This window comes from Lentzea sokolovensis, from assembly GCF_033949975.1.
Classification (GTDB): Bacteria; Actinomycetota; Actinomycetes; order Mycobacteriales; family Pseudonocardiaceae; genus Lentzea; species Lentzea sokolovensis.
On sequence record NZ_JAXAVU010000004.1, the window covers coordinates 478,108 to 501,195 of the forward strand.

A 23,088-nucleotide genomic window follows, 5' to 3' on the forward strand; every position below is an offset into this window, starting at 1 on the left:
GACCGGGAAGCAGGGGGTTTCCCGGTCAGACACAGACGGTAGAAGCGGCGGGTACTGCCCGTGAACCGTCGTTCGTCTGGTTCGGGTGGAACGTGGATCAGATCGATACGCTCGGGCGATGGACAGCAGCCGGCAGAACCGCGTGCGCCAGGCGTTCGACGACTTCTTCGCTCCCGCCGAGCCGAAGTCCCCGAGCTGGGTGCTCGACCTGTTCCAGCACACGGCCGCCACCGTGCCCGCGTACCGGAAGCTCCTGCGGGAGAACGGGATCGAGCCGGCGGGCATCAGGACGTTCGAGGACTTCCAGCGACTGCCGTTGCTCGAGAAGGCGAACTACCACGAGCGGTATCCGCTGCCGGAGCTGTGCCGCGGCGGACGGCTCGAGAACTGCGACATGATCGCCGTGTCGTCGGGATCCAGTGGCAGGCCGACGATCTGGCCGCGCGCGCTGGAGGACGAGTTGCACGTGGCGCGGCGGTTCGAGCAGGTGCTGGTGGACGGCTTCCACGCGGACGAGCGCACGACGCTGGCCGTGGTGTGCTTCCCGCTCGGCACGTGGGTGGGCGGGCTGTTCACGCAGGCCTGCGTGCGGCATCTCGCGGCCAAGGGCTGCCCGATCACGGTCGTGGCGCCGGGCAACAACAAGGCCGAGATCCTGCGGGTGCTGCCGGAACTGGCGCCGCACTTCGAGCAGGTCGTGCTGCTGGGCTACCCGCCGTTCGTGAAGGACGTCGTCGACACCGGGCTCGCGCAGGGCGTCGACTGGCCCGCGTACCGGATCAAGCTCGTGCTCGCGGGCGAGGTGTTCAGCGAGCAGTGGCGTGACCTGGTTTCGCGACGGGCCGGAATCGCGGACCCGATCAGTGACGTCGCTTCCCTTTACGGCACAGCGGATTCCGGTGTGCTGGGCAACGAGACAGCGCTGTCCGCGGGCATCCGCCGGTTCTTCGCCGACCGCCCGGAGCAGGCGCGGGAGGTCTTCGGCGACTCGCGGCTGCCCACGCTCGTGCAGTACGACCCGGCGAGCCGGTTCTTCGAGGTGCACGACGGCACGCTGGTGTTCACCGCGGACGGCGGGATCCCGCTGATCCGCTACCGGATCGCCGACGAGGGCGGGCTTCTGGAGCACGCCGAGCTGCTGGCCCACTGCGCCCGCCACGGCTTCACTCCCCCGCCGGGCCCGGAGCTGCCGTTCGTCTTCCTGTTCGGGCGGTCGCTGTTCACGGTGTCGTTCTTCGGCGCGAACGTCCATCCGGAGAACGTGACCGTCGGACTGGAACAGCCCGGCATCAGCGAGACGGTCACCGGAAAGTTCGTGATCGAGTCGGTCGAGAACGAAGATCGCGATCGGCTGTTGCGGATCACCGTCGAGACCGCGCCGGGCGCGACGGCGGACGCGGTGGTGATCGCGGAGGCGGTGCGGACCCAGCTGCTGCGGCTCAACAGCGAGTTCGCGCACTACGTCCCGGCCGAGCGGCAGTTGCCCGAGGTCGTGCTGCGACCGGCAGGAGATCCGGAGTACTTCCCGGCCGGTGTGAAACACAGGTACACCCGACGGCCGTGAAATGTGCTTTTGCGCCACGAAGCAATAGCTTTCTTCCAGATCCTCCCTCTGCTTAAAGTGACGTCGGCCGAATTCATTTCGGGTTTAGGGAGGAATCCTTTGAGGTTCGTTCGGCGTATTTTGCTGGCGTTGATGCCGCTCGCCATGCTCTTCACCGTCGCTCTCGCGGCACCGAGCGCTCAGGCGGAGGCTCCGGTCGCCGAGGCCGCCGCTGTGGGCGCGGCGTTCGACTCCGAGACCGGCCAGGCTCTCGCCGCCTGGGACTGCAACACCGGCAACATCTGCTTCTGGAACGGCTTCGGCGGCACCGGCGGCCGCTGCATGTGGGACGTGGCGGACTCGGACTGGACCTCGGGAACCTACAAGTGTTCCTGGGCCACGACCAAGGAGGTCAAGTCCGTCTACAACCGGGGGACGTCCTCCGCCAAGGGCGTCAGGTTCTACCGCAACACGGGGTACAACAACTCGATCGGTTGCACGAAGCAAGGTCAGAAGGGTGACCTCGCCGGCACCTACCAGGTGCGTTCGCACCAGTGGGTCAGCACCACCTGCGGCTGATCCAGCCGGATAGCACAGAACCGGTCTCGGGGCCTTGGTCCCGAGACCGGTTTTCGTTGCTGAATTCGGCGGAGTGACACGCCGGGTATTGTTGTGCGCGGTGACCTGGCCTGGGGAGGTTGCTGTGTTGCGCATCCATTTTTCGCCTGGCGATCTGGAGCGTACGCAGGTAGCGGAAAGGGTGGATCCACTCTGGGAAATGGTGTTCAGCTGGCTTCGGCTGACCGAACTGGACAGCGGGTTGTTGTTGCAGCCGTGGCTGCGTCACATCCGCCGCAACGGCGACCGGCAGGTGATCACGTCCGGCGTCCGAACGCTGTCCGTGCTCGCCCCGCTGGGGCCGTACTTCCCCGATTTCCTCACGCCGCCGGAGGGCGCGCAGGGCCTGGGGAGCGCGCTCGCCGCGATCCGGTCCACGCCGCGGCACCGGTTGCGAGAGGAGTTCGGGCGGCTGGAGGATGTGCGTCCCACACCGGAATGGACACGTCCGCTGGCGGCGGGTGACGGCGAGTCCCTTCTGGAGCTCACCGAGGCGTTGGCCCGCTATCACTGCGCGGTCATCGCGCCGTACACCGATCTGATCGAGGAGGCCGTCGAGACCGATCGTCTGCACCGCAACGGCGTCGCGGGGTCCATCGAGGGACTGCTGCGGGGCATGTGGCCGTTGATGAACTGGCGGCCGCCGGTGCTGGAGGTCCAGTACGCGCACGACCGGGACCTGCACCTCAACGGGCGTGGGCTGCGGCTGGTGCCGTCGTACTTCTGCCGCCGCACGCCTGTCGCGTTCGCTGATCCAGAGCTCCCGCCGACCGTGGTGTACCCGTTGCACCACGACTGGACCTGGCAGCGGCAACTCGACAGCGGCCGGCGTGAGCAGGGCGCGCTCGCGGCGTTGCTCGGCAACACCCGGTCCGCCGTGCTGGCGGCGGTCGGTGCCGGGGCGACGACGACCGAACTGGCGGAACGCCTCGGGGCGTCCCCGTCCTCGGTCAGCCGGCACACGAGCGTGCTGCGGGAGGCGGGGTTGCTGACGACGGAGCGACAGGGGTTGTCCGTGCTGCACCAGCGAACGCTGCTGGGGTCAGCCCTGCTCGGCAAGAACTGAGGCGCGGCGGCGCCTCCACAGCCCGATCACGCACGCGGCCAGCGCCGCGCCCGTGAGCAGGACGTGGATCGCGCCGCCGAACCTCGTCGCGAACGTCAGGTCCGTGCGCAACGGCACGGTGTCCACCATCAGGTCGTCGGTGAACATCCCGGTCGACTGCACCACGCTGCCGTCCGGGCGCACCACCGCGCTCACGCCGCTGATCGCCGCGACGACGACCGCGCGGCCGTGTTCGACGGCCCTCAACCGGGCCATCCCGAGTTGCTGGTAGGTCATCTCGCCGCGGCCGTACCAGGCGTTGTTCGTCGGCACCACAAGCAGTTGCGCGCCATCGGCCGCACTCTCGCGCAGCACGTAGTCGTAGGCGACCTCGTAGCAGATGCCGACACCCACGCGCGTGCCCGCGATGTCGAGCACGCCGGGTTCGGTGCCCGCGTCGAGATCCGGCTGGTCCGCGAACGGCGTGAAGATCCGGGCGAGCGGGCGCAGCGGGATGTGCTCGGCGAACGGGACGAGCTCCTGCTTCGCGTACGACTCGCCCGCCCCGGTCTCCGGGTCCCACGCGATGACCGAGTTCTGCCCGTCGCGCAACGCACTCACCAACGTCGGCACGCCGAGGTCGGCGATGGCGCTGTCGAGCACCTGGTCGCGGTCGCCGGTCCTGGTCGCGCTCTCCGGCCACACCACGAGGTCCGGCTTCGGCAGCGCGCCGCCGCGGACCAGCGCGGCCAGTTCGGCGGTCTTGCGCAGGTGGTTGGCGCGCAGGGTGGCGCCCTCGGTGAGCAGACCGAGTCCGACGTCGGGGGCGTTGCCCTGCACGACACCGACGGTCCGCTGCCCGGTCTGGGCCTCGATCGAGATCAACGGGCTGACGGCGAGCGCGGCCACGATCGGCACCAACGCCCAGGCACGGGTCCACCGGGGGAACCAGGCGGCCAGGCCGAACCCCGTGAAGACCACCGCGAACGTCACGAGCGGCGCGCCACCGATCACGGCGAGCCGCGCGAACGGGCCGTCGACCTGGCCGAACGCGACGCGGCCCCACGGGAAGCCGTTGAACGGGATCAGCCCGCGCGCGGTCTCCTGCAGCACGAACAGCAACGCCGCCCACACCGGCGCCGCGGGCAGCCGGGAGACGAGCGGGAACAGCGCGCAGACGACACAGACGAACAACGCCATCAACGCACTGAGCACCAGCCACGGCCACGGTCCGAAGTCGTCGCCGAGGAAGTGCTGGATCCACCACAGGTGTGGAAGGAAGAACGTCAGCCCGAACACGAACCCGAGGCCCGCGCTACGACGCGCGCTCGCACCCTTCAAAGCCAGCCACAGCACCACGAACGCGGGCACGGCGAGCCACCAGAGCGTGCGCGGCGGGAAGCTCAGGGCCAGCGCGCCGCCGGCCAGCGCGGCAGCGCCGTAGCGGGCGAGATCAGGCTTGCGCAACGGACACCCTCGCCCGGCGCAGGACGAGGTACGCGCCACCGACCAGGGCGATCCCGAGGACGTAGGCGCCGATCAGCTCGGGCATGCGGCCCGCGAAGTTGCCCGCGAGCGGCGGCACCAGCAGCGCGAAGACCCCGGCGAGCACGGCGACCCTGGTCCGCCACTTCCCCACCGGCAGGCACGCGGCCAGCGGCAGCACCGCCCACAGCAGGTACCACGGCTGGATCACCGGCCCCAGCACCACGATCAGGCTCATCATCATCCCCAGCGCCGTCACCTCGGAAACCCTGCCGCGCAGCTGCCGGTCGATCACCACCGCAACCCCGCACAGGATCAGCACGAGCCCCGCGATCCGTGCCGAGGAAATCATCGCCTGACCGCTTTCCGGCCCGAACACCGCACCCGCCAGATAGCCGGGCCAGTTGGTCGGCGCCATCCAGCTGTTGACCTTCGACGGCGTGCCGAGTGCCTGCACCCAGCCGAAACCGGACATGCCCGCCAGCGACGTCACGACCGACACCACCACGGCGGCCACGACCATCGCGAGTCCCGCGGCGACGAACCGCGCCCAGCCGCCGCCCAGCCTGCGGGCCAGCGCGGTACCGACCACCGCGAGCGCGACCAGCGCCGGCAGCTTGACCTGAGCACCCAGCCCGATGAGCACGACACCGGCCGTGAACGGCCACCACTTCAGTTCAGGCAGTGCGTGCAACGCGATGACAGTGCCCGACAGCATGAGACCGAGCATCAACGCGTCGTTGTGGACGCCGCCGATGAGATGCCACAGCACCAACGGGTTCATCACGCCCAGCCACAACGCCGCGCGCTCCGGCACGCCCGTCATGGCCGCGAGCCTCGGCACCGCCCACACGACGAGCAGCAGGCCCAGTACCGCGACCAGCCGGTACGCCACGATGCCCGCCACCGGATCCCCACCGGTGACCTGGGTGATCGAGCGTTCGACCGTGGTGAACAGCGGCCCGTACGGCGACGGCGTCTCGCGCCAGTAGACGCCGACGCGGGCCACCGCCTCCGCGCTCGCCCCGACCGCAGGGCTGACGACGTTCGGGTCGAGTCCGTTCGCCGCCACCTCGCCCTGGGCCAGGTAGCTGAAGACGTCCCCGCTGAACAGCGGCGGGGCCACCAGCAGCGGCCCGCACCACCACGCCAGCGTCCGGCGCAGCCACGGGGCGTCCGGCCTGGTGCGGCCGAGCAGCGTCCACGCCAGCACGACCAGCCCGGCGCCCGCGATCGCGACCCCGAGCGCCAATCCCCCTGCTCTGGCGCTCGCGGCCCACGCACCCGCGGTGAGCAGGAGCGCGCCGCCGAAACCCGTCCAGCGCAACAGTTCCGGGGTGTCGGTGGTGACCGCGGTCGGCCAGCGGTAGGTGACGGTCTGCACGGAAGAGACAGTGCTGTCCGGACGGATCGTCACGCGTCCGACCGTGGTCGCGTTCCCACGTACGACTTCAGGATGATCTTTTTTAATTGTGCGTTGCGACTCAACTTCCGGCGAAGTCGTGCGTCATCCACACGGTTCCCTTGGCGTCGCGGATCACCACGATGCCGATGCGGGTGGACGACTTGCTCAGGATGTTCTTGCGGTGGCCGTCGTTCGGCGGCTTCTCGTCGATCATGCCCTGGGTGAGGCCGAGCGCCATCTTGGAGATCGCGTCCACGTTGTCCTTGACCGGGCCGCCCATGCCGACGTTCTCCGCGACGGAGCTCCACTTCACGCCCGCCGCGGTGCTGCGTTCGCCGAGGCCGCTCTCGCCGGGGCACTGGTGCGACAGACCGCAGCCGTTGCTCATCATCGCCCTGGTGTGGCGGTCGGCCGCGGTGACCAGCGCCGGGTCGACCGCCAGCGGGGGCAGGCCGGCGTTCGCCCTAGTCTCGTTGATCAACGCCAGGACGCGCTCCTCCGGGGTGGCGGCGCGCACGGGCTCGGGCGGCGCGGTCGTCGTGGTCGTGGTGGTGGTCGTCGTCGTGGTGGCACTGGACGACGGCGCGCTCGACGTCGTTTCCACCGCCTGTGACGAGGACGTGGTGAGAGCGAGCCCCTGGGTGGTGTTCGGCCCGGCCACGGCGGCGGGCGGGTCAGAGGGCAGCAGCACCACGGTGCCGACCACGCCGACGAGCGCGCACACCGCTGCCGCACCGGCCACCACGAGGACGGGCTTGCCGCCGGCGATGCCCGCGAGCTTGCCGAAGACGCCCGTGGGTTCTGCGAGGTGGGCGGCGTGGGTGGGATCGGGCCCGAGGCCGGACGCGTACGCGACGGCCTCCGGTGTGACGTCCCGCAGGCTCTCCAGCAGCCGCGGCAGGTAGGTGGCCGGGACCACGAGCAGCGCGGCACCGGTCAGGATGCGCTCGACCGGCATCGCGTCGTCCACGCCGCGCCGGCATCGGCCGCACTCGTCGACGTGTCGCAGGAGCCGCTTGCGCCACAACGGGTTCGGCTCGCCGTTCCACCCCTGCGCGGCCCGGTCGAGCCCGGCGCAGCGCGGTTCCATCGACAACGCGCGCACCAGGTGCCGGATCGTCTCCAGGCGGCCCTTCAACCTGCTGACCCGCACCGTGACGGCGTGCGCGCCGAGGTCGAGCGCGTCGGTCACCTCGGCCCTGGTCAGCTGCCCAACGCGTTCGAGCGTCCACAGCGCCAGCAGTTCGCGATCAGCCGGGTCGAGCCACCGCGCGGCCTCGTCGACCTCCCTGCGCTGCTGGGCGAAGTGCAGCCGCGACAACGCCACCTCGACGAACTCGGCCCCCGGATCGGCCCGGTCGTACTCCTCCAGCGGGGCAGGGGCCAGGTCGCGGCGCCGGTAGTGCTCGCGGACCTGGTTGATCGTGACGGCCACCAGCCAGGACCGGAACCGCTCTGGCTCCCGCAGCGCGTCGATGCCGCGGATCACGCGGACCATCGTCTCCTGGACCACGTCGTCCACCTCGGCGTCGGCGTGCAGCGCCCGACCGGCCACGTTGTAGACCAGCGGCAGGCAACCCGCGACCACGGCGTCGAGCGCCGCCCGATCACCGGCCCGCGCGGCCTCCACCTGCTCCGCGTCCACCTGCCCCAGCCACTCCCGACCCGTCACTTCCGCACCCTTCGCCGACTGATCCTGTACGCCATGGGAGACCGGCGAGTCTCACCTCAGGTCACAGAAACCGGGTCCATAAGTGACCCAGGTCACGCACCGGCTGAGCGACGGCGTCGGCTCGTGAGGCCCGTTTTAGAGTCTGCGCATGCTGGAGATCGTGGTGCGGACGGAGACCGGGGAACGGCACGTCCGCGTGTCCGCCGAGGAACTGGCCGGGCTGGTCGAGCGCATCGGCGGCGATGGCGACCGGTTCCTGGTGATCCAGCGGGTGCCCGACCTGCCCGACGTCTTCGCCCAGGTCTGGCACGCGGCCGGCGGCGACTACTCGGTGGAGCACCGCGACGGCAGCGCCGACCGGCACTTCGAGACGACGGCCGAGCAGCCCGGGGCCGTGATCGCGGCGCTCACCGGCTGGGCCCGCCGGGAAGCCGGGTGGGACAACGGTCTGGTCTGGTCACCGCTGGGCCTGCCGCCCGCCCGTGAGGTGCCGCCGCTCGACCTCGGCGACAAGGAGCGCGAGGAGCTGGAGACCCGCGTCCGCGAAGCGCTGGCAGGCGGCTATTGCTCCCGTGCCCAGCTGGCCGAGCTCGCGGAGGACTACCTGGTCACCGAGGACCGCCGGCCCGTGTCGCGCGAACAGGCGCAGGCGCTGGCCGACCGGTTGTGGCTGGAACGGGTCGCGGAACAGCGGTCCTGGCAGGGCGAGACCGACCCCGAACGACTCACCCGCGCGTTCACCTCCCTGCGGCACAACGGCATCACCGCCCGCGAGAACTTCACCTGCTGCCGCAGCTGTGGCCAGGCGGAGATCGGTGGCGAGGCCGGGCCGGGCGCCCGCGGGTTCGTCTACTTCCACTCGCAGTGCACCGAGTCCGCCGCGGCAGGTCACGGACTGACGCTCCTCTACGGCGGTTTCGACGGCTCCTCCGAGACGACCACGGCCATCGGCGACGAGGTCGTGGCCGCCCTCGAAGCAGCCGGTCTGAGCACCCGGTGGGACCGCGATCCCGGCCGGTCGATCACGGTCACGCCGCTGGACTGGCGCCGTCGCCTGGTCGGCTGAATCCCCGGACAACAGCACGACAACCTCGCCACAACAGCACGGCGGTACTCCTTCATCGTCAGACCACAACCGATGGAGGACATGGTGAAAGCCAAACTGGCAACGGTGCTGGCGGGCTTGCTGGCGGCCGCGGCACTGATCGCACCGGCCGCGAGCGCCACGCCGTTCCAACGTGACGTCTTCGTGCGCGACAACGTCAGCGATGTCGGCAACGAGCCCAGCGCCGGCAGCATCTACTACAGCCCCGACATCAAGGTGTGCTCGACGCCGGTGCTGTGCGCGGTGTCGCAGAACCCGGTCGTGGGCGTGAACAACTACGTGTTCGTCACGTTGAGACGCAAGCCGGGCGGCATCGGCTTCGTGGACGGCAACCTCCACCTGTACCGCAGCAACCTCGGTGGCGGCACGGCCTGGCCGGGCGGCTGGACCTACATCGGCACCGCGGGCTCGTCCGTGCCGGTCGGCGGCACCACCGTCATGATCACCTGGCCTGGCTGGAACGTGCCCGGCCCCGCGCACTTCTGCCTGCTCGCCCGCTGGGTGTCGAACGCGGACCCGATGACGTTCGCCGAGGGCGCCAACACCCAGCTCAACGCGCAGCGGAACAACAACATCGCGTGGCGCAACGTCGACTCCGTGCGAGTCCGCCCGTTCGAACCCGTCCGCGTGCCGTACACGATCGGCAACCCCGAGCGCGGCGACGCCAGGCAGAACCTCATCATCGAGCAGCCCCGGCCGTTCGCCGGCACCGCGACGATCGACCTCGGCCAGGAGCTCACGGCACGGTGGAAGGCCGCCGGCGGGAGGGCCACCGGCGTGAAACAGGTCGGCGAGACGCAGTTCCAGCTCGTCGACGCCAAGGCGAGCATCGACGGGCTGGTGCTCAAGGGCGACGAGCGGATCGAGACGGCGCTGACGTTCGCGACCGACAAGGAGGCCGGACCGGCCGAGCTGCACGTGCGCCAGGTCGACGTCCAGGGCACGGATCTCGGCGGAGCGCAATACCTGATCAACGAGAAGGACTGAGTATCAACCCCGGTGGGTCCGTCTCCGTTGTTCGGAGACGGACCCACCGAAAGGGTTGTCAATGAAGACCATCATGGTGTTGTTGCTGCTTCTGCTGGGGATCGTGCCCGCACACGGAGCAGCGGGCTGCGAGCCGCCGGACTGCCCGGACGTCGTGGACGCGATAGACGGCCCCGTGCACGAGTCGGCGGACGAGTACACGGCGGTCCTGAAGCTGCGCGACGGCAAGGCGAAGCAGAACGTCGAAGTGACGTACAGGTTCGTCGACGGCACCGCGAAGCTGGGTGAGGACTACCGGGCCGCGCCCCGCGGAACGGTCACGATCAAGGCGGGCGAGAGCCAGGCCGGTGTGCCGTACAAGGTGCTGCGCGTGACCGGGCAGCAGAAGAAGTTCACGCTGGAGATCACGTCGGTGAAGCCGGGCCAGATCGGCAAGCGCGTCGCCGTGTTCACGATCGCCGGCAGGCAGTGAACAGCGTGACGGCCTGAGCCCAGTGCCGTGCGGCCTCGGTCCACCGCCCGCACCGGCCCTCCAGGCCGGCGAACGTGCGGTGGACCTGGGCCAGTTCGAACTCGTCCTGCGCCTGGGTCCTGGCCGTCAGCGCGGCCGAGAGGTGGTCACGGGCGGCGGTGAGGTCACCGAGCGCGAGGTCGGCCTCGGCCAGCTCGCGCAACGTCGACGCCTCGCGGTGCCCGTCGCCGAGCGCACGGCACACCACGAGTGCGCCGGTGAGGCATTCCCTTGCCACGGCGGGATCTCCGAGCGCGAGGTGGGTCACGCCGAGGCCGGTCAGCGCGTCGGCTTCGAAGCGGTGGTCGGTGATCTCGCGGCTGATCCGCAGCACGTCGCCGAAGAAGCGCAGCGCCGGTTCGAAGTCGGCGAGTTGGTGGAAGGCGTTGCCCAGCGACATCAGCGTCGCCGCCTCCAGCCGTGGATTCTCCTTGGCGCGGAAGGTTTCCAGCGCCGCGAACAACGGTGAGGCCGCCAGGTCCGGCTTGCCCATCCGGACGTAGGTGTAGCCGAGGTTGCGGCGGGCCAGCGCCACGCCCACCTCGTCCCCCGCCGCGCCGTGCACCTCCATCGCCGCGCGGTAGGACTCCAGTGCCAGGTCGAACTGACGCAGTTCGGAGTGCGCGTTGCCGATGTTGTTGTGCAGCCGCGCCTCGCCACGCAGGTCACCCGCTTCGCGCACCAGGACGAGCGCCTGCCGTTGCACCACCATGGCTTCGGCGATGCGGGAGGTCATCTGCAGCGCGATGCCCTGTCCCCGCAGCATCTCGGCCTCGGCGCGCTGGTCGCCGAGCGCGCGGGCGGCCTTCACGGCGTGCTCGCACTGCTCGACGCGCGCCGCCCAGTTGCCGCGTGCCTCGAAGTAGCTCGTCAGCAGGTACGCCAGCTGCCACGTCTCGCGATGCAGGCCGGACCGTACCGCCATCCGGATCACGTGCAGCACGTTGTCGCGTTCGGCGTCGAGGTAGGCGAGCACCTCGACGCGGTCGGCGGCGAACGGGAGATCGTCGCAGTGCGGCCGCGTCACGAGGTCGTGGCGCGGGTTGAGCACCTCCCCCGCCGCGTGGGCGATGGTGAGGTAGCGGTCGAGCAGGCGCTCCACCCCGTCGCCGAGGTCGCCGCTCTGCCGGGCGAACAGCCGGATCAGGTCGTGCAGCGCGTACCGGCCGTTGCCCATCTCGATGACGAGGTGCGACGCGACCAGTTCGTCGAGACCCGGCCCCATCGCGTCGGCGAGGTCGGCGGGGAAGCTCGCGCCGGGATGTTCGCCGAGCACGCGGAACAGCCGGGCCGCCTGCGGGCTGAGCGTGCGGTGCGCGCTGGCGAACACGGTGCGGACCGTGCGGTCGTCGCCGTCGACCGCCAGCACGTCCAGCGGGTCGTTGCGGGTCAGCTCGCGCACGAGGTCGGCGATCCGCCTGCCGGGCCGGATCGCGAGCCGCGCGGCCGCGATGCGCAACGCCAGCGGCAGCCGTCCACAATGGACGACCAGGTCCGCGGTCGCGTCGGACTCCGCGCACACCCTGGGTTCTCCGAGGATGTCGGCCAGCAGGTCGCGTGCTTCCGGTTCGCTGAGCAGGTCGAGGCTCACGGTGTGCACGGCGTGGCGCGTGCCGAGCGCCGAGAGGGTGTCGCGGCTCGTGATCAGCAGCAGGTTGCCCTGGTCGCCGGGCACGAGCGGCAGCACGTCCCGCGCGCGGCGGACGTCGTCGAGCAGGATGAGCACCCGCTTGCCGTGCAACAGGGTCCGGTAGAGCGCGGCCGGATCGGCGGGCACGCGGTCCGCGGGAACGCCGAGGCTGTGCAGCATCTCGGTCAGCGCCTGGGCGGGCGTGAGTCGTTGCAGGTCCAGGAACACCTGGCCGTCCGGGAAGCGGTCGGCGACGCGCCGCGCCCACTCGACGGCGAACGTGGTCTTGCCGACCCCGGCGACACCGGAGACCACGACGATCGGTGGCAGGCCCGCGAGGGCGGCGAACTCGGCCGCGCGACCGGTGAAGTGGCCGGCGCGGGCCGGCAGCTGGGCGGGTTTCGCGCCGTGCAGCACGGGATCGCGGCGCAGGATCGCGGTGTGCAGCGCGAGGAGGTCAGGCCCGGGGTCGACGCCCAGCTCGTCGGCGAGCCGATGTCTGAGTCTTCGGAACACCTCCAGCGCGTCGGCGTGCCTGCCGTCGCGGTGCAACGCGCGCATCAGCAGGCCGACGAGCCGTTCCCTGGTCGGATGGCCGACCACCAGCCGTTCCAGCTCCTCGATCGCGTTCGGCCGGTCGAGCCGATCACCCCAGTACGCCTCCAGCGCGGCGATCCGCTGATCCCGCAACCGATCGATCTCCGCGCGGCCCCACCCGAACAGCTCGGTGCCCGCCAGCGGCTCACCCCGCCACAGGCTCAGGTCCCTGGTCCGGTCGAACGCCGCCGCGTCGACGGACGCGTCGAGCTGGTAGCCGCCCGGCTTGGTCATCAGCGCGCCGGGCATCCCGCAGTCGGCGAGCGCCTGCCGCACGCGCGCCACGTGGCTGTGCAACGACCTCACGGCCGTGCGCGGCGGATCGTCTCCCCACAGCACGTCCACGAGACGGTCGACCGCGACCGGCGTGCCCGCGCGCAGGGCGAGCACCGCGACGATGCTGCGCTGCCGGGCACCGGTCAGCACCGCGCGGCCGTGCGGGCCGCACACCTCGACCGGCCCAAGGATCCTTACCTCGCCACCTGTTCGCCGCACATCGCGTTACGTTAGCCCGCTCAATTGCCTGGTGGCAGCGCTGATCGTGGGACGGAACCGGCAATTCGCCACCGCCGCACGACCACCGTCCGGCGGGCGGAACAGGGTCGCGTCACCGACCCGGCACTGGCCGGTGCCATCGCCGTCGGCTAGAAAGCCCTGGAAGTTTCTGTTATCGCCGGGCGCCGGGGACATCTCCTGGTCAGAGGACCCTGGACCGGCAAGTGAGGTGGGCATGGCAGCACCGGAGGAACCCGGCGTCGCGACGGTGGTGGCCGCGCGCGACGGCGACCAGCGCGCGTTGGACGACCTGGTGAGCGGGTACCTGCCCCTCGTCTACAACATCGTCGGGCACGCGCTGGGCGGTCACGCGGACACCGACGACGTGGTCCAGGAGACCATGCTGCGCGCGGTGCACGGGCTGCCCGGGCTGCGTGATCCCGCCGGGTTCCGGTCGTGGCTCGTCGTGATCGCGATGAACCAGATCCGCCTGCGGCACCGCGAACGTCAGCGCGTGCCCGTCACCGGGCCGGTGCCGCAGGACGTCGCGGATCCCGGCGCGGACTTCGTCGACCTCACGATCATGCGCCTGCAGCTGTCCGGGCAGCGCCGTGAGGTCGTCGCGGCCACGCGGTGGCTCAGCGAGGACGAGCGCGAGCTGCTGTCCCTGTGGTGGCTGGAGGCCGCCGGGCGGCTGACCCGCACGGAGGTCGCCGACGCGCTGGAACTGACCCCGCAGCACACCGCCGTGCGGGTGCAGCGGGTCAAGGCCCAGCTCGACGCCGCGCGCATCGTCGTGCGAACGCTGGAGCGCACGCCGCGCTGTCCCGAGCTGGCCGACGTCGTCGCCGAGTGGGACGGCGATCCCAGTCCGTTGTGGCGCAAGCGGATCGCCCGGCACAGCCGGGAGTGCGTCCGATGTGAACGGTGCGGGTACGACCTGGCGTCGGTCGAGGGGCTGCTCGCCCGGCTGCCGCTGGTGCCACTGCCCGCCGCGCTCGTGTTCGACCCGTCCACGCTGGTCGTCTCCCCTGTCAGCGCGAGTCCGGTCGGCGCGAGCCCGGTCACCGGCGGCAAGGTCGGCCTGTTCCTCAAGGGCACGCTGGCGAAGTCCATCGCGGCCGCGGCGGCCACGGTTCTGGTCGCGGGCGTCGTGGTCGCCGTGTTGCCGTCAGGCGAGGAACCGGTCGCACGGGCGATCCCGGCCATCACCCAGACCACCTCCACACCGCCTCCCACCACCGCTCCCGCGTCGTCGACCTCGTCTTCGGCGCCGCCCTCGACGACGACGGTCACCCAGCCCGCTCCGCCGGCCGTTCCCATCACGGCGTCGGTGAAGAAGGGCGTCAGCACCTGGAACTTCGACGGCGTCGGCAAGGCGCTCACGGACGTCCGCGCGGGCTGGTACTACAACTGGGCCGCGCAGACCGACGGCATCGCGACGCCGCCGAACGTCGAGTTCGTGCCGATGATCTGGGGCACGAAGTTCACCGACGACGCGACCCTCGCCCGCGCCAAGGCGAACGGCAAGGTGCTGCTCGGGTTCAACGAGCCGGACTTCCCCGAGCAGGCCAACATGACCCCGGAACAGGCGCTCGACCTGTGGCCGAAGCTGGCGGCGACCGGTCTGCGGCTCGGCAGCCCCGCCGTCGCGCACAGCGGGGACAAGGCGGGCGGCTGGCTCGACCGGTTCATGACCGGCGCGGCCCAGCGCGGGCTGCGCGTCGACTTCATCGCGGTGCACTGGTACGGCTCCGACTTCAGCGACGCTGCTGTCGGTCACCTGAAGAACTACCTCGACGCGGTGCACGCGCGGTACGGCAAACCCGTGTGGCTCACCGAGTACGCGCTCATCGACTTCTCTGGCGGCACGGCGCGTTTTCCCACCCAGGCCCAGCTCGCGGCGTTCGCCCGCGGGTCGAGCGCGATGATGGAAGGCCTGCCGTACGTCGAGCGCTACGCCTGGTTCGCGCTGCCCGCCGAGAAACCCGGCACCGGCCTCTACGCCCCCGGCGGCACCCCGAACGAGGCAGGCAGGGCGTACCGCGAGGCGGGCTGAGCAGGTCGTGGTCGAGAATCACGGCGTGCCGACTCAGAACCCCCGTCTGCTGGTCTCCGGGAGCACCGGAGGCGCCGTCGCCGACCTGGTGATCCCGGCACTGCTGCTGCGCACACCCGGCGCGGCGTGGTCGCAGCTCGTCCACATCTACGTGCCGCAAAGCCCCACCGTCGCGTTCAGCGGCCGCGACCTCCGCTCGCCCGGCATCACCAAGGCCACCGAACTGGCCCGTGAGGCGGGATTCGAGCCGGTGGTCCGGTCGCCGGGCGGGCGGATGGTCGCCTACGACAGCGGCGCCGTCGTGATCGACCACCTCGACAGCACGACGGACATCCGCCAGGCCGGTCGCTCGACCTTCGCGGCGAACGCGGACAGCCACGTCCGGGTGCTGCGCGCACTCGGCGACGTCGACGCGCGCATCGGTGAGGTGGACGGCGAGTACTGCCCCGGTGAGTTCAGCATCAACGTCGGGGGCGACACGAAGGTCGTGGGGTCGGCGCAACGGGTCACCGCCACCGGTTCCCTGTTCAGCACGGTCGTGCAGGTCGTCGTCTCGGACCGGGTGCGCGCGGTGATCACGGACGTGTCGGAGGCGCTCGGCTACGACCTGCGGCAGAGCTCCATCGCGGGCCTGGCCGACTACGCCCCCGCGCTGACCGCCGACGAGGTGGCCGCGGCGTTCGTGGCCGACTACCGCGACAGGCTCGACATGACCGACGGACAGCTACCCGCCGAGGTCGCGGCGCACGCGTCGACCGCCACGCCGAGCGGCCCGTCGCTTTTCCACGTCGACGACTGGACGCGGGCGCACCCGGTAGCTTGATCCGCATGAAGATCATCCGTGACGCCCTGCAGGAGCTCTACACCCGCCGGCTCCGCAGGCAGCTGCGGACCGCGCCCTTGCCGAGGCACGTCGCCATGATCATGGACGGCAACCGCCGCTGGGCCAGGCAGGCAGGCCTGGGCAACGTGAGCCTGGGCCACCAGCACGGCGCCGAACACGTGCAGGACGTCATGGGCTGGTGCGAGGACATCGGCATCGGCCACATGACCGTGTACCTCGCGTCCGCCGACAACCTGCACAAGCGCGACGACGCCGAAACGCGCTTCCTCCTGGACGTCATCGAACGAATCGTGATCCGCAGGGCCGTCGAGTCGGACCGCTGGCAGGTGCACGTCGCCGGCCGCCTGGACCTGCTCCCGGACTCCACCAGGAACGCGCTCAAGCTCGCCGTGGAGGACACCCGCGACCGGGGCGCCGAGTTCCACCTGACCATGGCGGTGGGCTACGACGGCCGCAACGAACTGGTCGACGCGGTGCGCTCGCTGCTCGACGATCGGGCCGGTGCCGGGACGAGCCTCGAAGAGCTGGCGTCCACGCTGACCGCGGACGACATCTCCCGGCATCTCGACACCGCCGGGCAGCCCGATCCCGACCTGGTGATCCGCACCAGCGGCGAGGTGCGCATGTCCGGTTTCCTGCTGTGGCAGGCAGCCCACGCGGAGCTGTACTTCTGCGACGTCCACTGGCCCGGCTTCCGCCACCTCGACTTCCTGCGCGCCCTGCGCTCGTACGCCGCCCGGCATCGCCGCCGCAACGCCTAGGACACGGCCTGGTTTCGGCACCGTTACGTCGGGTATGTACGAATTCGTGACTGTTGATTCCGCAGAACTGCTCGCCGAGGGTTACACCGCCGACTTCCCGGACGACGACGAGCCCGTTCTCCGGGACGCGCACGGCCGCGAGGTGCTCACCTGGCAGGAGAACTACCCGTTCACCGAACGGATGCCCCGTCCCGAGTACGAGCGGCTCAAGCGGCTGCTGCAGATCGAGTTGCTGAAACTCCAGCACTGGGTCGCCGAGACCGGGCAGCGCCTCGTCATCCTCTTCGAAGGCCGCGACGCCGCCGGCAAGGGCGGCACCATCAAGCGGTTCACCGAACACCTCGACCCTCGCGGCGCGCGCACGGTCGCTCTCGACAAGCCTGGCGAACGGGAACGCGGCGAGTGGTACTTCCAGCGCTACGTCCGTGAGCTGCCCACCGCGGGAGAGATCGTTCTGTTCGACCGGTCCTGGTACAACCGCGCCGTCGTCGAGCACGTCATGGGGTACTGCACCAAAGCCGAGTACGACCTGTTCATGCAGCAGGCGCCGGAGTTCGAGCGGATGCTCGTCGAGGACGGCGTGCTGCTGGCGAAGCTGTGGTTCTCGGTGTCCCGCAGCGAACAGCGGACCCGGTTCGTCATCCGGCAGATCGACCCGGTGCGGCAGTGGAAGCTCAGCCCGAACGACATCAGGTCGCTGGACCGCTGGGACGACTACACCGAGGCCAAGGTCGCCATGTTCCGCTCCACGGACACCGAGGTCGCACCGTGGACGGTGGTCAAGAGCAACGACAAGAAGCGAGCCCGCATCGAGGCCATGCGCAGCGTCCTCGCCCGCTTCGACTACGCCGACAAGGACGCCGGCGTGATCGGCACCCCGGACGTGCGCGTCGTCGGTGCCGCCGCCACGTTGCTGGAGGAGGGCGAGGACGACACCGCGCTCAGCCCCACCCCGATCGCTCCCGGCACGGAGCACGGCCCAGGGCTTCATCCCTGACGGCGAGATCCGTGATCGTGCGCGGGCCAGGGTGAGGCGGGTGGCAGGATCGGCCCATGCGCGTGCTGATTCCCTTGCCCGACCAGGACTTCGACGTCACCGAGGTGGCGGTGCCGTGGCGGGTGCTCACCGACGCCGGGCACGAGGTCGTCTTCGCCACCGAACGCGGCGGCACCGCGCCGCGGGCCGATCCGTTGCTGCTGACCGGTGTCGTGTTCGGCAGGCTCGGCGCCGAGGCCGAGCCGAAGGCGTTCTACCGCGACCTGCTCGACTCCCCCGCCTACCGCGCGCCGCTGGCGTGGGGGTCGGTGGTGCCGGAGGAGTTCGACGGGCTGGTGCTGCCCGGCGGGCACGCGCCCGGCATGCGGCAGTACCTCGGTTCGGTGGAGCTCCAGCAGGTCGTCGCGCGGTTCTGGGCGTTGCGACGGCCGGTCGGCGCGATCTGTCACGGCGTGCTGGTGCTCGCCCGCGCCGGGGTGCTGGAAGGGCGGCGCACCACGTGCCTGCCGAAGTACATGGAACGGGCGGCGTACTTCTCGACGGCGTGGCTGCGCGGGCGGTACTACCGGACCTACCCCGCGTACGTGCAGGACGAGGTCGTGGCGTCGGGCGCGGTGTTCGAGCGCGGGCCGGTCGAGCTGAGCCGGCGTGGCACCGCCACCGACGACGGGCCCGCGTTCGTGGTGCGGGACGGCGACTACGTGTCGGCGCGCTGGCCGGGCGACGCCTACCTGTTCGCGAGGACGTTCGCCGAACTGCTCGGCTGACGGTCACCCGTCCAGGTTGGACGGTCGTACGCAGGGTGTGATTTTTTCACGACGCCGCATCACAACAGGTGATTTCGCGGCTTCAGCGACACCTCCACGTCTCGGAACGGGTACCTCACCGGCAGATCTTCCGAGCGGGGAGGCACGATGCTGGAGAAAGCAGGCAAGGTACGGGGAATTCTGCCGATAGTGGCACTGCTGGCGGGTCTCACCTCGCCCGCTGACGAGGTCGCACCCGTGGCACGCACCCAGTCGTTCTGGCTGCACCTCAACAGCACGCCGGTGGACGACGCCACGATCGCCACCGAGGCCAAGCGCCGCGCGCACGTCGTGCTGAACGCGTGGGAGGGCGACCTCCTGCGCAAGCTGAAGGCCGCGAACCCCAAGGTCAGGGTGTACGTCTACAAAGACCTCTCGTCCACGCGCTCCTACGCGTGCAAGAACGGCGAGGACGACGCCCACCTGCCTGCCGGACTGGGCTACTGCGCGGTCCGCGAGTCCAATCCGGACTGGTTCCTCAAAGGACCCGACGGAGAGGAACTCTCCTACTCCGGCTACGAAGGCCACGAGCAGATGGACGTCGGAAATCCCGGCTACCGCAAAGCCTGGGTCACCAGCGTCGTGACGAGCGCCAAATCCACCGGATTCGACGGCGTGTTCCTCGACAACGCTCTGTACACGTGCGACGCCTACCACGCCGGCGTGTGCCCGGCGAAGTATCCGGACAACGCGTCGTTCCAGGCGGCCTACAAGGGCATGCTCGCCGAGGTCCGGAGCGGATTCACGGCCGCAGGACTCCTCTCCGTGGGAAACCTGACCAACGCACGTCTGCACGCGGGCGGCTGGGAGGCCTACGGCGCCTACCTCGACGGCGGGTTCGACGAGTGGTGGCTGACGTTCTCCAGCGACAGGCTGCTGGAGGACTACCCGGAGGGCTGGCGCAGGCAGGTCGCCGAGATCGCCGCCAACGCGACGAGCGGCAAGATGACCTGGGTGCAGCCGCACTTCGACGCGGGCGACACGCAGGCCTTCCGGTACGCGCTGGCCAGCCTGTTCATGACCACCAGCGGGCACGCCGCGATCGCCGAGGTCGCCAAGACCGACGGCTACGCGGGCCCGACGCCGTGGCACCCCGAGTACGACTGGGACCTCGGGCACCCCGCCGGCGCCTATCGAACGGTCGCGGACAAGGTCTACCGCAGGGACTTCACCTGCGGCATGGCGCTGGTCAACGCCAACCCGACCGAAAGCCCGCAGATCACGGTCTCGCTCAACCGCACCTACCAGGACCACGACGGCAAGCCCGTGACCTCCGTCAGCCTGCCCGGCACCACCGGCGTGCTGCTGCGGGCGAACTGCTGAGGTCAGGATCCCGTGATCACGGCGAGCAGCATGCGGAGCTCGGCTTCGGCGGCGTGAGGGGCGTCGGCCTGGACGAAGACCGACCGGGCCAGGGCGGTGCCGATCAGCACCAGCGTCAGGACGTCGATCTGCGCGCTGTCGACGGCGGCGGCCAGTTCCCCGCGGCGGACCGCCTGGGTGATCAGGGCGCCGAGCTGGTCGCGGACCGCGAGGTAGACGTCGTCGTGCAGGATCTGCCGCAGTTCCGGGTCGTGCGCGGCCTGCCCCATCAGCGACAGCAGCGCGGGGCCGGTGGCCGCTTCGAGGATCCTGCGCTTGCGCGCGAGGAGTTCCCGGACGTCGCCTTCGAGGGTGCCGGTGTCGATTCCGCTCAGTTCCGCCTGGGCGATGTGCCGGGCCACGGCTCCGGCGAGTGCCTGCTTGGACGGCCAGCGGCGGTAGAGGGACGCGGTGGAGGCGCCGGCTCGCCGGGCGACCTCCGTGGTGGTGAACGCGGCCCATCCCGACTCGTTCAGGACCTCGATCGCCGCGGTGATCAGGGCCGCGTCCACCCGCGGGTCCTTCGGGCGCCCCTGCGCGGCCTTCGTCGTCACCTCGTCCACTGTACCGGTCGAGAAACGAAAAGGACCTGTTTCGTATTGCGGTAGGGTGGGCCCATGCCCACGACGACAGGTGTCATCCCCGCGGTCGTGTCCGACGCGCGCAAGGTCTTCGACTCCGGCGCCACCCGCTCCCCTGCCGCCCGCGCCGCCGCCCTCCGGGCGTTGCGCGCGATGGTCACCGAGAACCAGCGGGAGTTCGAGGCCGCCCTGTGGAGCGACCTGCACAAAGGCGCGGGCGAGGCGCAGCTGACCGAGATCAGCGTGGTGCTGGCGGAGATCAGCCACACGCTGCGCCACCTGCGGAAGTGGACCCGTGCCCGCCGTGGCCCGGTGCCGATGGCGCTGTGGCCGGCGCGGGCCCGGCTGGTGTCCGAACCGCTCGGCGTGGTGCTGGTGATCGCGCCGTGGAACTACCCGGTGCAGCTCCTGCTCGACCCGCTCGTCGGCATCCTGGCCGCGGGCAACACGGCCGTTCTCAAGCCGAGCGAGCTGGCACCGGAGACGTCCGCGCTGGTCGCGAGGCTCGTGCCCGCGTACTTCCCCGACGGCGCCGTGCGCGTGGTCGAGGGCGGCGTCGAGGAGACCACCGAACTCCTGGCCCAGCGGTTCGACCACATCGTCTTCACCGGCAGCGGCGCGGTGGGCCGGATCGTGATGCGGGCCGCGGCCGAGCACCTGACCCCGGTGACCCTGGAGCTCGGCGGCAAGTCGCCGGCCTGGTTCGACGACGACGCCCACCTCGACCAGGCCGCGCGGCGCCTGGTGTGGGCGAAGTTCACCAACGCCGGCCAGACGTGCGTCGCCCCCGACTACGTGATGACCACGCCCGACCGGATCCCCGCGCTCGTCGACGCGTTCCGCAGGGCGATCGAGGACCTGTGGGGTTCCGACCCGCGAGCGAGCGGGGACTACGGCCGCATCGTCAACGAGCGGCAGTTCGACCGGCTCGTGTCCCTGCTGGACGGCACGGACGTCGTGATCGGCGGCGAGCACGACCGTTCCGAGCGGTACATCGCGCCCACGGTCGTCGTGACCGGAGACCGCGCCGTCGGCCCGGACGCGGCTCATCCGGTGCTGCGGGAGGAGATCTTCGGTCCGATCCTGCCGATCGTCGCGGTCGAGTCGGCCGAGCGGGCGATCGACATCGTCACCAGCTGGGACAAGCCCCTGGCGCTGTACGTGTTCAGCTCGTCGGCCCGCACCCGCCGCCTGTTCGAGCAACGAACCTCGTCCGGTGCGGTGGTCCACGACGCGGGCCTGATCCACGTGGCCGCGACCGGCCTGCCGTTCGGCGGGGTCGGCGCCAGCGGAATGGGCGCCTACCACGGGCCCTACTCCTGGCGTGCCTTCTCGCACCTCAAGCCCGTGCTGCGCAAGCCGCTCGCGCTCGACACGCTCCGCCTGGCCCAGCCACCGTTCAGCGGCCTGGGTCCGCGTCTCGCCCAACGGCTGATGCGTCGCGGATGACGTCGGTCCGCAGGCGGGCGTGCAGGTGCATGTCGTGCCAGCCGTCCGCGTGCCGTCCGGATCCCCGCAGCGTTCCCTCGACCGCGAACCCGAGCTTGGCGGCGACCCGGCACGACGCCGCGTTGGCCGTCGAGTGCTCCAGCGAAACCCGGTGCAGCCCAAGGGATTCGAACGCCCACTTGGTCAGGGCGTGTGCGGCACGGGCGGCGATTCCGGCGCCGCGGGCCTGCGGCAGCACCCAGTAGGACAGCGCCGCCGACGACTCGAACAGCGAGAGGTGCCGCAGGCCGGCCTGACCGATCGGTTCGTCGTCGCGGCTGATCGCCCAGCTGGCGGCCGTCTCGTCGGCCCAGCGCGCCGGCCAGCCCGCGATCCAGGCACGGGCTTCGTCGCGCGTGTCCATGCGCCGCACGTGCCACCGTTGGATTTCGGGGCAGCTGAAGGCTTTCAGCACGGCGTCGGCGTCGCTTTCCCGCCACGGCCGCAAAGTCAGACCGCCGACCTCGATGCGAGGCTGCATCAGCGACCGTCCGCTTTGCGCTCGCGGAACGCGATCATGTTCATCCGGTTGCCGCACCGCACGCTGCAGAACCGCTTGAGACCGTTGCGGGACAGGTCCAGCAGGAGGCCCTCGCAGTCGTCGGCCGCGCAGACCCGCAGGCGGTCCATCTCGTTCATGCGGATCACGTCGATGAGAGCGAGCGCGGCCTCCACCCGCATCCGTTCGGCGAGCGGAGAGTGGGGCTCGGTGGCGTGCATGTGCCAGTCGAGGTCGTCGTGCCGCACGAGGTGGGGCAGCGCCTTGGCGTCGCGCAGCATCTTGTTGACAGCTTCGACGGCGTCGTCGCGATCAAGGGACCACACGCGCCTGAGCAGCGCACGGGTCCGATGGACGTCCTTCAGCTCCGCCTCGTCGCCGTCGATGCGGCCCGAGTAGTGGAACCGGCCCAGCAGGCTCTGGAGTTGCGCGACCGTGCCGAGCTCGTCCTCGCTGGTCCTCGACGCCGCGGGGTCGGTGTTGCACAGCGCTACGACGAACGCCAGCGACTCCTCCGTGTCAGGGGCAAAACGCAAATTGACTCCTTACCGAGACCGGCCTACCGTCAGGGGTATCAGTCAGGTTAGGTCATGACATC

20 protein-coding genes are annotated in these 23,088 nt (G+C 70.6%); 13 read left to right on the forward strand and 7 right to left on the reverse strand.

The window, feature by feature from the left end:
- Positions 1-118 precede the first annotated feature (118 nt).
- The 3 genes from SK854_RS07730 (at position 119) to SK854_RS07740 (ending at position 3,227) form a co-directional block, all read left to right on the forward strand.
- Positions 119-1,564: a phenylacetate--CoA ligase family protein gene (locus SK854_RS07730; protein ID WP_319974306.1), complete on the forward strand. Its 1,446-nt coding sequence runs from the start codon at positions 119-121 to the stop codon at positions 1,562-1,564.
- A gap of 99 nt (positions 1,565-1,663) precedes the next feature.
- Positions 1,664-2,122 (forward strand): peptidase inhibitor family I36 protein, encoded by a 459-nt coding sequence (locus SK854_RS07735; protein ID WP_319974307.1) that lies wholly within the window; start codon positions 1,664-1,666, stop codon positions 2,120-2,122.
- 199 nt (positions 2,123-2,321) lie between these two features.
- Positions 2,322-3,227 carry an ArsR/SmtB family transcription factor gene (locus SK854_RS07740; RefSeq protein WP_319974308.1) on the forward strand — a complete coding sequence of 302 codons (906 nt, stop codon included), beginning with the start codon at positions 2,322-2,324 and terminating at the stop codon, positions 3,225-3,227.
- Here SK854_RS07740 and lnt read toward each other — a convergent pair.
- The 3 genes from lnt to SK854_RS07755 form a co-directional block, all read right to left on the reverse strand.
- Positions 3,204-4,673 (reverse strand): apolipoprotein N-acyltransferase, encoded by a 1,470-nt coding sequence (lnt, locus tag SK854_RS07745; RefSeq protein WP_319974309.1) that lies wholly within the window; start codon positions 4,671-4,673, stop codon positions 3,204-3,206. The two genes, SK854_RS07740 and lnt, sit on opposite strands and share 24 nt — an antisense overlap.
- Positions 4,660-6,108, reverse strand: coding sequence for a polyprenol phosphomannose-dependent alpha 1,6 mannosyltransferase MptB (mptB, locus tag SK854_RS07750; RefSeq protein ID WP_319974310.1), 1,449 nt, complete (start codon positions 6,106-6,108; stop codon positions 4,660-4,662). Before mptB ends, lnt begins: the two co-directional genes overlap by 14 nt.
- A 67-nt stretch (positions 6,109-6,175) precedes the next feature.
- Positions 6,176-7,768, reverse strand: coding sequence for a sigma-70 family RNA polymerase sigma factor (locus tag SK854_RS07755; protein ID WP_319974311.1), 1,593 nt, complete (start codon positions 7,766-7,768; stop codon positions 6,176-6,178).
- A 148-nt stretch (positions 7,769-7,916) separates the two neighbouring features.
- Here SK854_RS07755 and SK854_RS07760 point away from each other — a divergent pair, with 148 nt between their 5' ends.
- The 3 genes from SK854_RS07760 to SK854_RS07770 all read left to right on the forward strand — a co-directional run bounded on the left by SK854_RS07760 (position 7,917) and on the right by SK854_RS07770 (position 10,332).
- The gene (locus SK854_RS07760; protein WP_319974312.1) at positions 7,917-8,834 is read left to right on the forward strand and encodes a DUF6891 domain-containing protein; all 918 of its coding nucleotides are present in this window, start codon (positions 7,917-7,919) and stop codon (positions 8,832-8,834) included.
- Positions 8,835-8,918: 84 nt separating this feature from the next.
- Complete coding sequence (locus SK854_RS07765) at positions 8,919-9,860, forward strand: hypothetical protein (protein ID WP_319974313.1); 942 nt, start codon at positions 8,919-8,921, stop codon at positions 9,858-9,860.
- A 61-nt stretch (positions 9,861-9,921) separates the two neighbouring features.
- A complete protein-coding gene (locus SK854_RS07770; protein ID WP_319974314.1) occupies positions 9,922-10,332 on the forward strand; it encodes a Calx-beta domain-containing protein in 411 nt (136 codons plus the stop codon).
- On the opposite strand, the gene SK854_RS07775 is transcribed toward SK854_RS07770, so the two are convergent.
- On the reverse strand, positions 10,310-13,093 hold the full coding sequence (locus SK854_RS07775) for an AfsR/SARP family transcriptional regulator (RefSeq protein WP_319974315.1): 2,784 nt from the start codon (positions 13,091-13,093) through the stop codon (positions 10,310-10,312). The genes SK854_RS07770 and SK854_RS07775 overlap by 23 nt on opposite strands.
- Positions 13,094-13,328: 235 nt before the next feature.
- Here SK854_RS07775 and SK854_RS07780 point away from each other — a divergent pair, with 235 nt between their 5' ends.
- The 6 genes from SK854_RS07780 (at position 13,329) to SK854_RS07805 (ending at position 19,883) form a co-directional block, all read left to right on the forward strand.
- Positions 13,329-15,152, forward strand: coding sequence for a sigma-70 family RNA polymerase sigma factor (locus tag SK854_RS07780; RefSeq protein ID WP_319974316.1), 1,824 nt, complete (start codon positions 13,329-13,331; stop codon positions 15,150-15,152).
- A 25-nt stretch (positions 15,153-15,177) separates the two neighbouring features.
- On the forward strand, positions 15,178-15,975 hold the full coding sequence (locus SK854_RS07785) for a lipoyl protein ligase domain-containing protein (RefSeq protein WP_319974317.1): 798 nt from the start codon (positions 15,178-15,180) through the stop codon (positions 15,973-15,975).
- Positions 15,976-15,980: 5 nt separating this feature from the next.
- Positions 15,981-16,757 (forward strand): polyprenyl diphosphate synthase, encoded by a 777-nt coding sequence (uppS, locus tag SK854_RS07790; protein WP_319974318.1) that lies wholly within the window; start codon positions 15,981-15,983, stop codon positions 16,755-16,757.
- Positions 16,758-16,803: 46 nt separating this feature from the next.
- Positions 16,804-17,754, forward strand: a complete 951-nt coding sequence (ppk2, locus tag SK854_RS07795; protein ID WP_406601740.1) for a polyphosphate kinase 2 — start codon at positions 16,804-16,806, stop codon at positions 17,752-17,754.
- A gap of 56 nt (positions 17,755-17,810) precedes the next feature.
- Positions 17,811-18,521 (forward strand): type 1 glutamine amidotransferase domain-containing protein, encoded by a 711-nt coding sequence (locus SK854_RS07800; RefSeq protein WP_319974320.1) that lies wholly within the window; start codon positions 17,811-17,813, stop codon positions 18,519-18,521.
- Between the two features lie 147 nt (positions 18,522-18,668).
- A complete protein-coding gene (locus tag SK854_RS07805) occupies positions 18,669-19,883 on the forward strand; it encodes a putative glycoside hydrolase (protein ID WP_319974321.1) in 1,215 nt (404 codons plus the stop codon).
- Between the two features lie 2 nt (positions 19,884-19,885).
- On the opposite strand, the gene SK854_RS07810 is transcribed toward SK854_RS07805, so the two are convergent.
- Positions 19,886-20,476 carry a TetR/AcrR family transcriptional regulator gene (locus SK854_RS07810; protein ID WP_319974322.1) on the reverse strand — a complete coding sequence of 197 codons (591 nt, stop codon included), beginning with the start codon at positions 20,474-20,476 and terminating at the stop codon, positions 19,886-19,888.
- A gap of 63 nt (positions 20,477-20,539) precedes the next feature.
- Here SK854_RS07810 and SK854_RS07815 point away from each other — a divergent pair, with 63 nt between their 5' ends.
- Complete coding sequence (locus tag SK854_RS07815) at positions 20,540-21,952, forward strand: aldehyde dehydrogenase family protein (protein WP_319974323.1); 1,413 nt, start codon at positions 20,540-20,542, stop codon at positions 21,950-21,952.
- Here SK854_RS07815 and SK854_RS07820 read toward each other — a convergent pair.
- On the reverse strand, positions 21,903-22,472 hold the full coding sequence (locus SK854_RS07820) for a GNAT family N-acetyltransferase (RefSeq protein WP_319974324.1): 570 nt from the start codon (positions 22,470-22,472) through the stop codon (positions 21,903-21,905). The two genes, SK854_RS07815 and SK854_RS07820, sit on opposite strands and share 50 nt — an antisense overlap.
- A complete protein-coding gene (locus SK854_RS07825) occupies positions 22,472-23,026 on the reverse strand; it encodes a CGNR zinc finger domain-containing protein (protein WP_319974325.1) in 555 nt (184 codons plus the stop codon). The genes SK854_RS07820 and SK854_RS07825 overlap by 1 nt, the downstream gene beginning before the upstream one ends.
- Positions 23,027-23,088 lie beyond the last annotated feature (62 nt).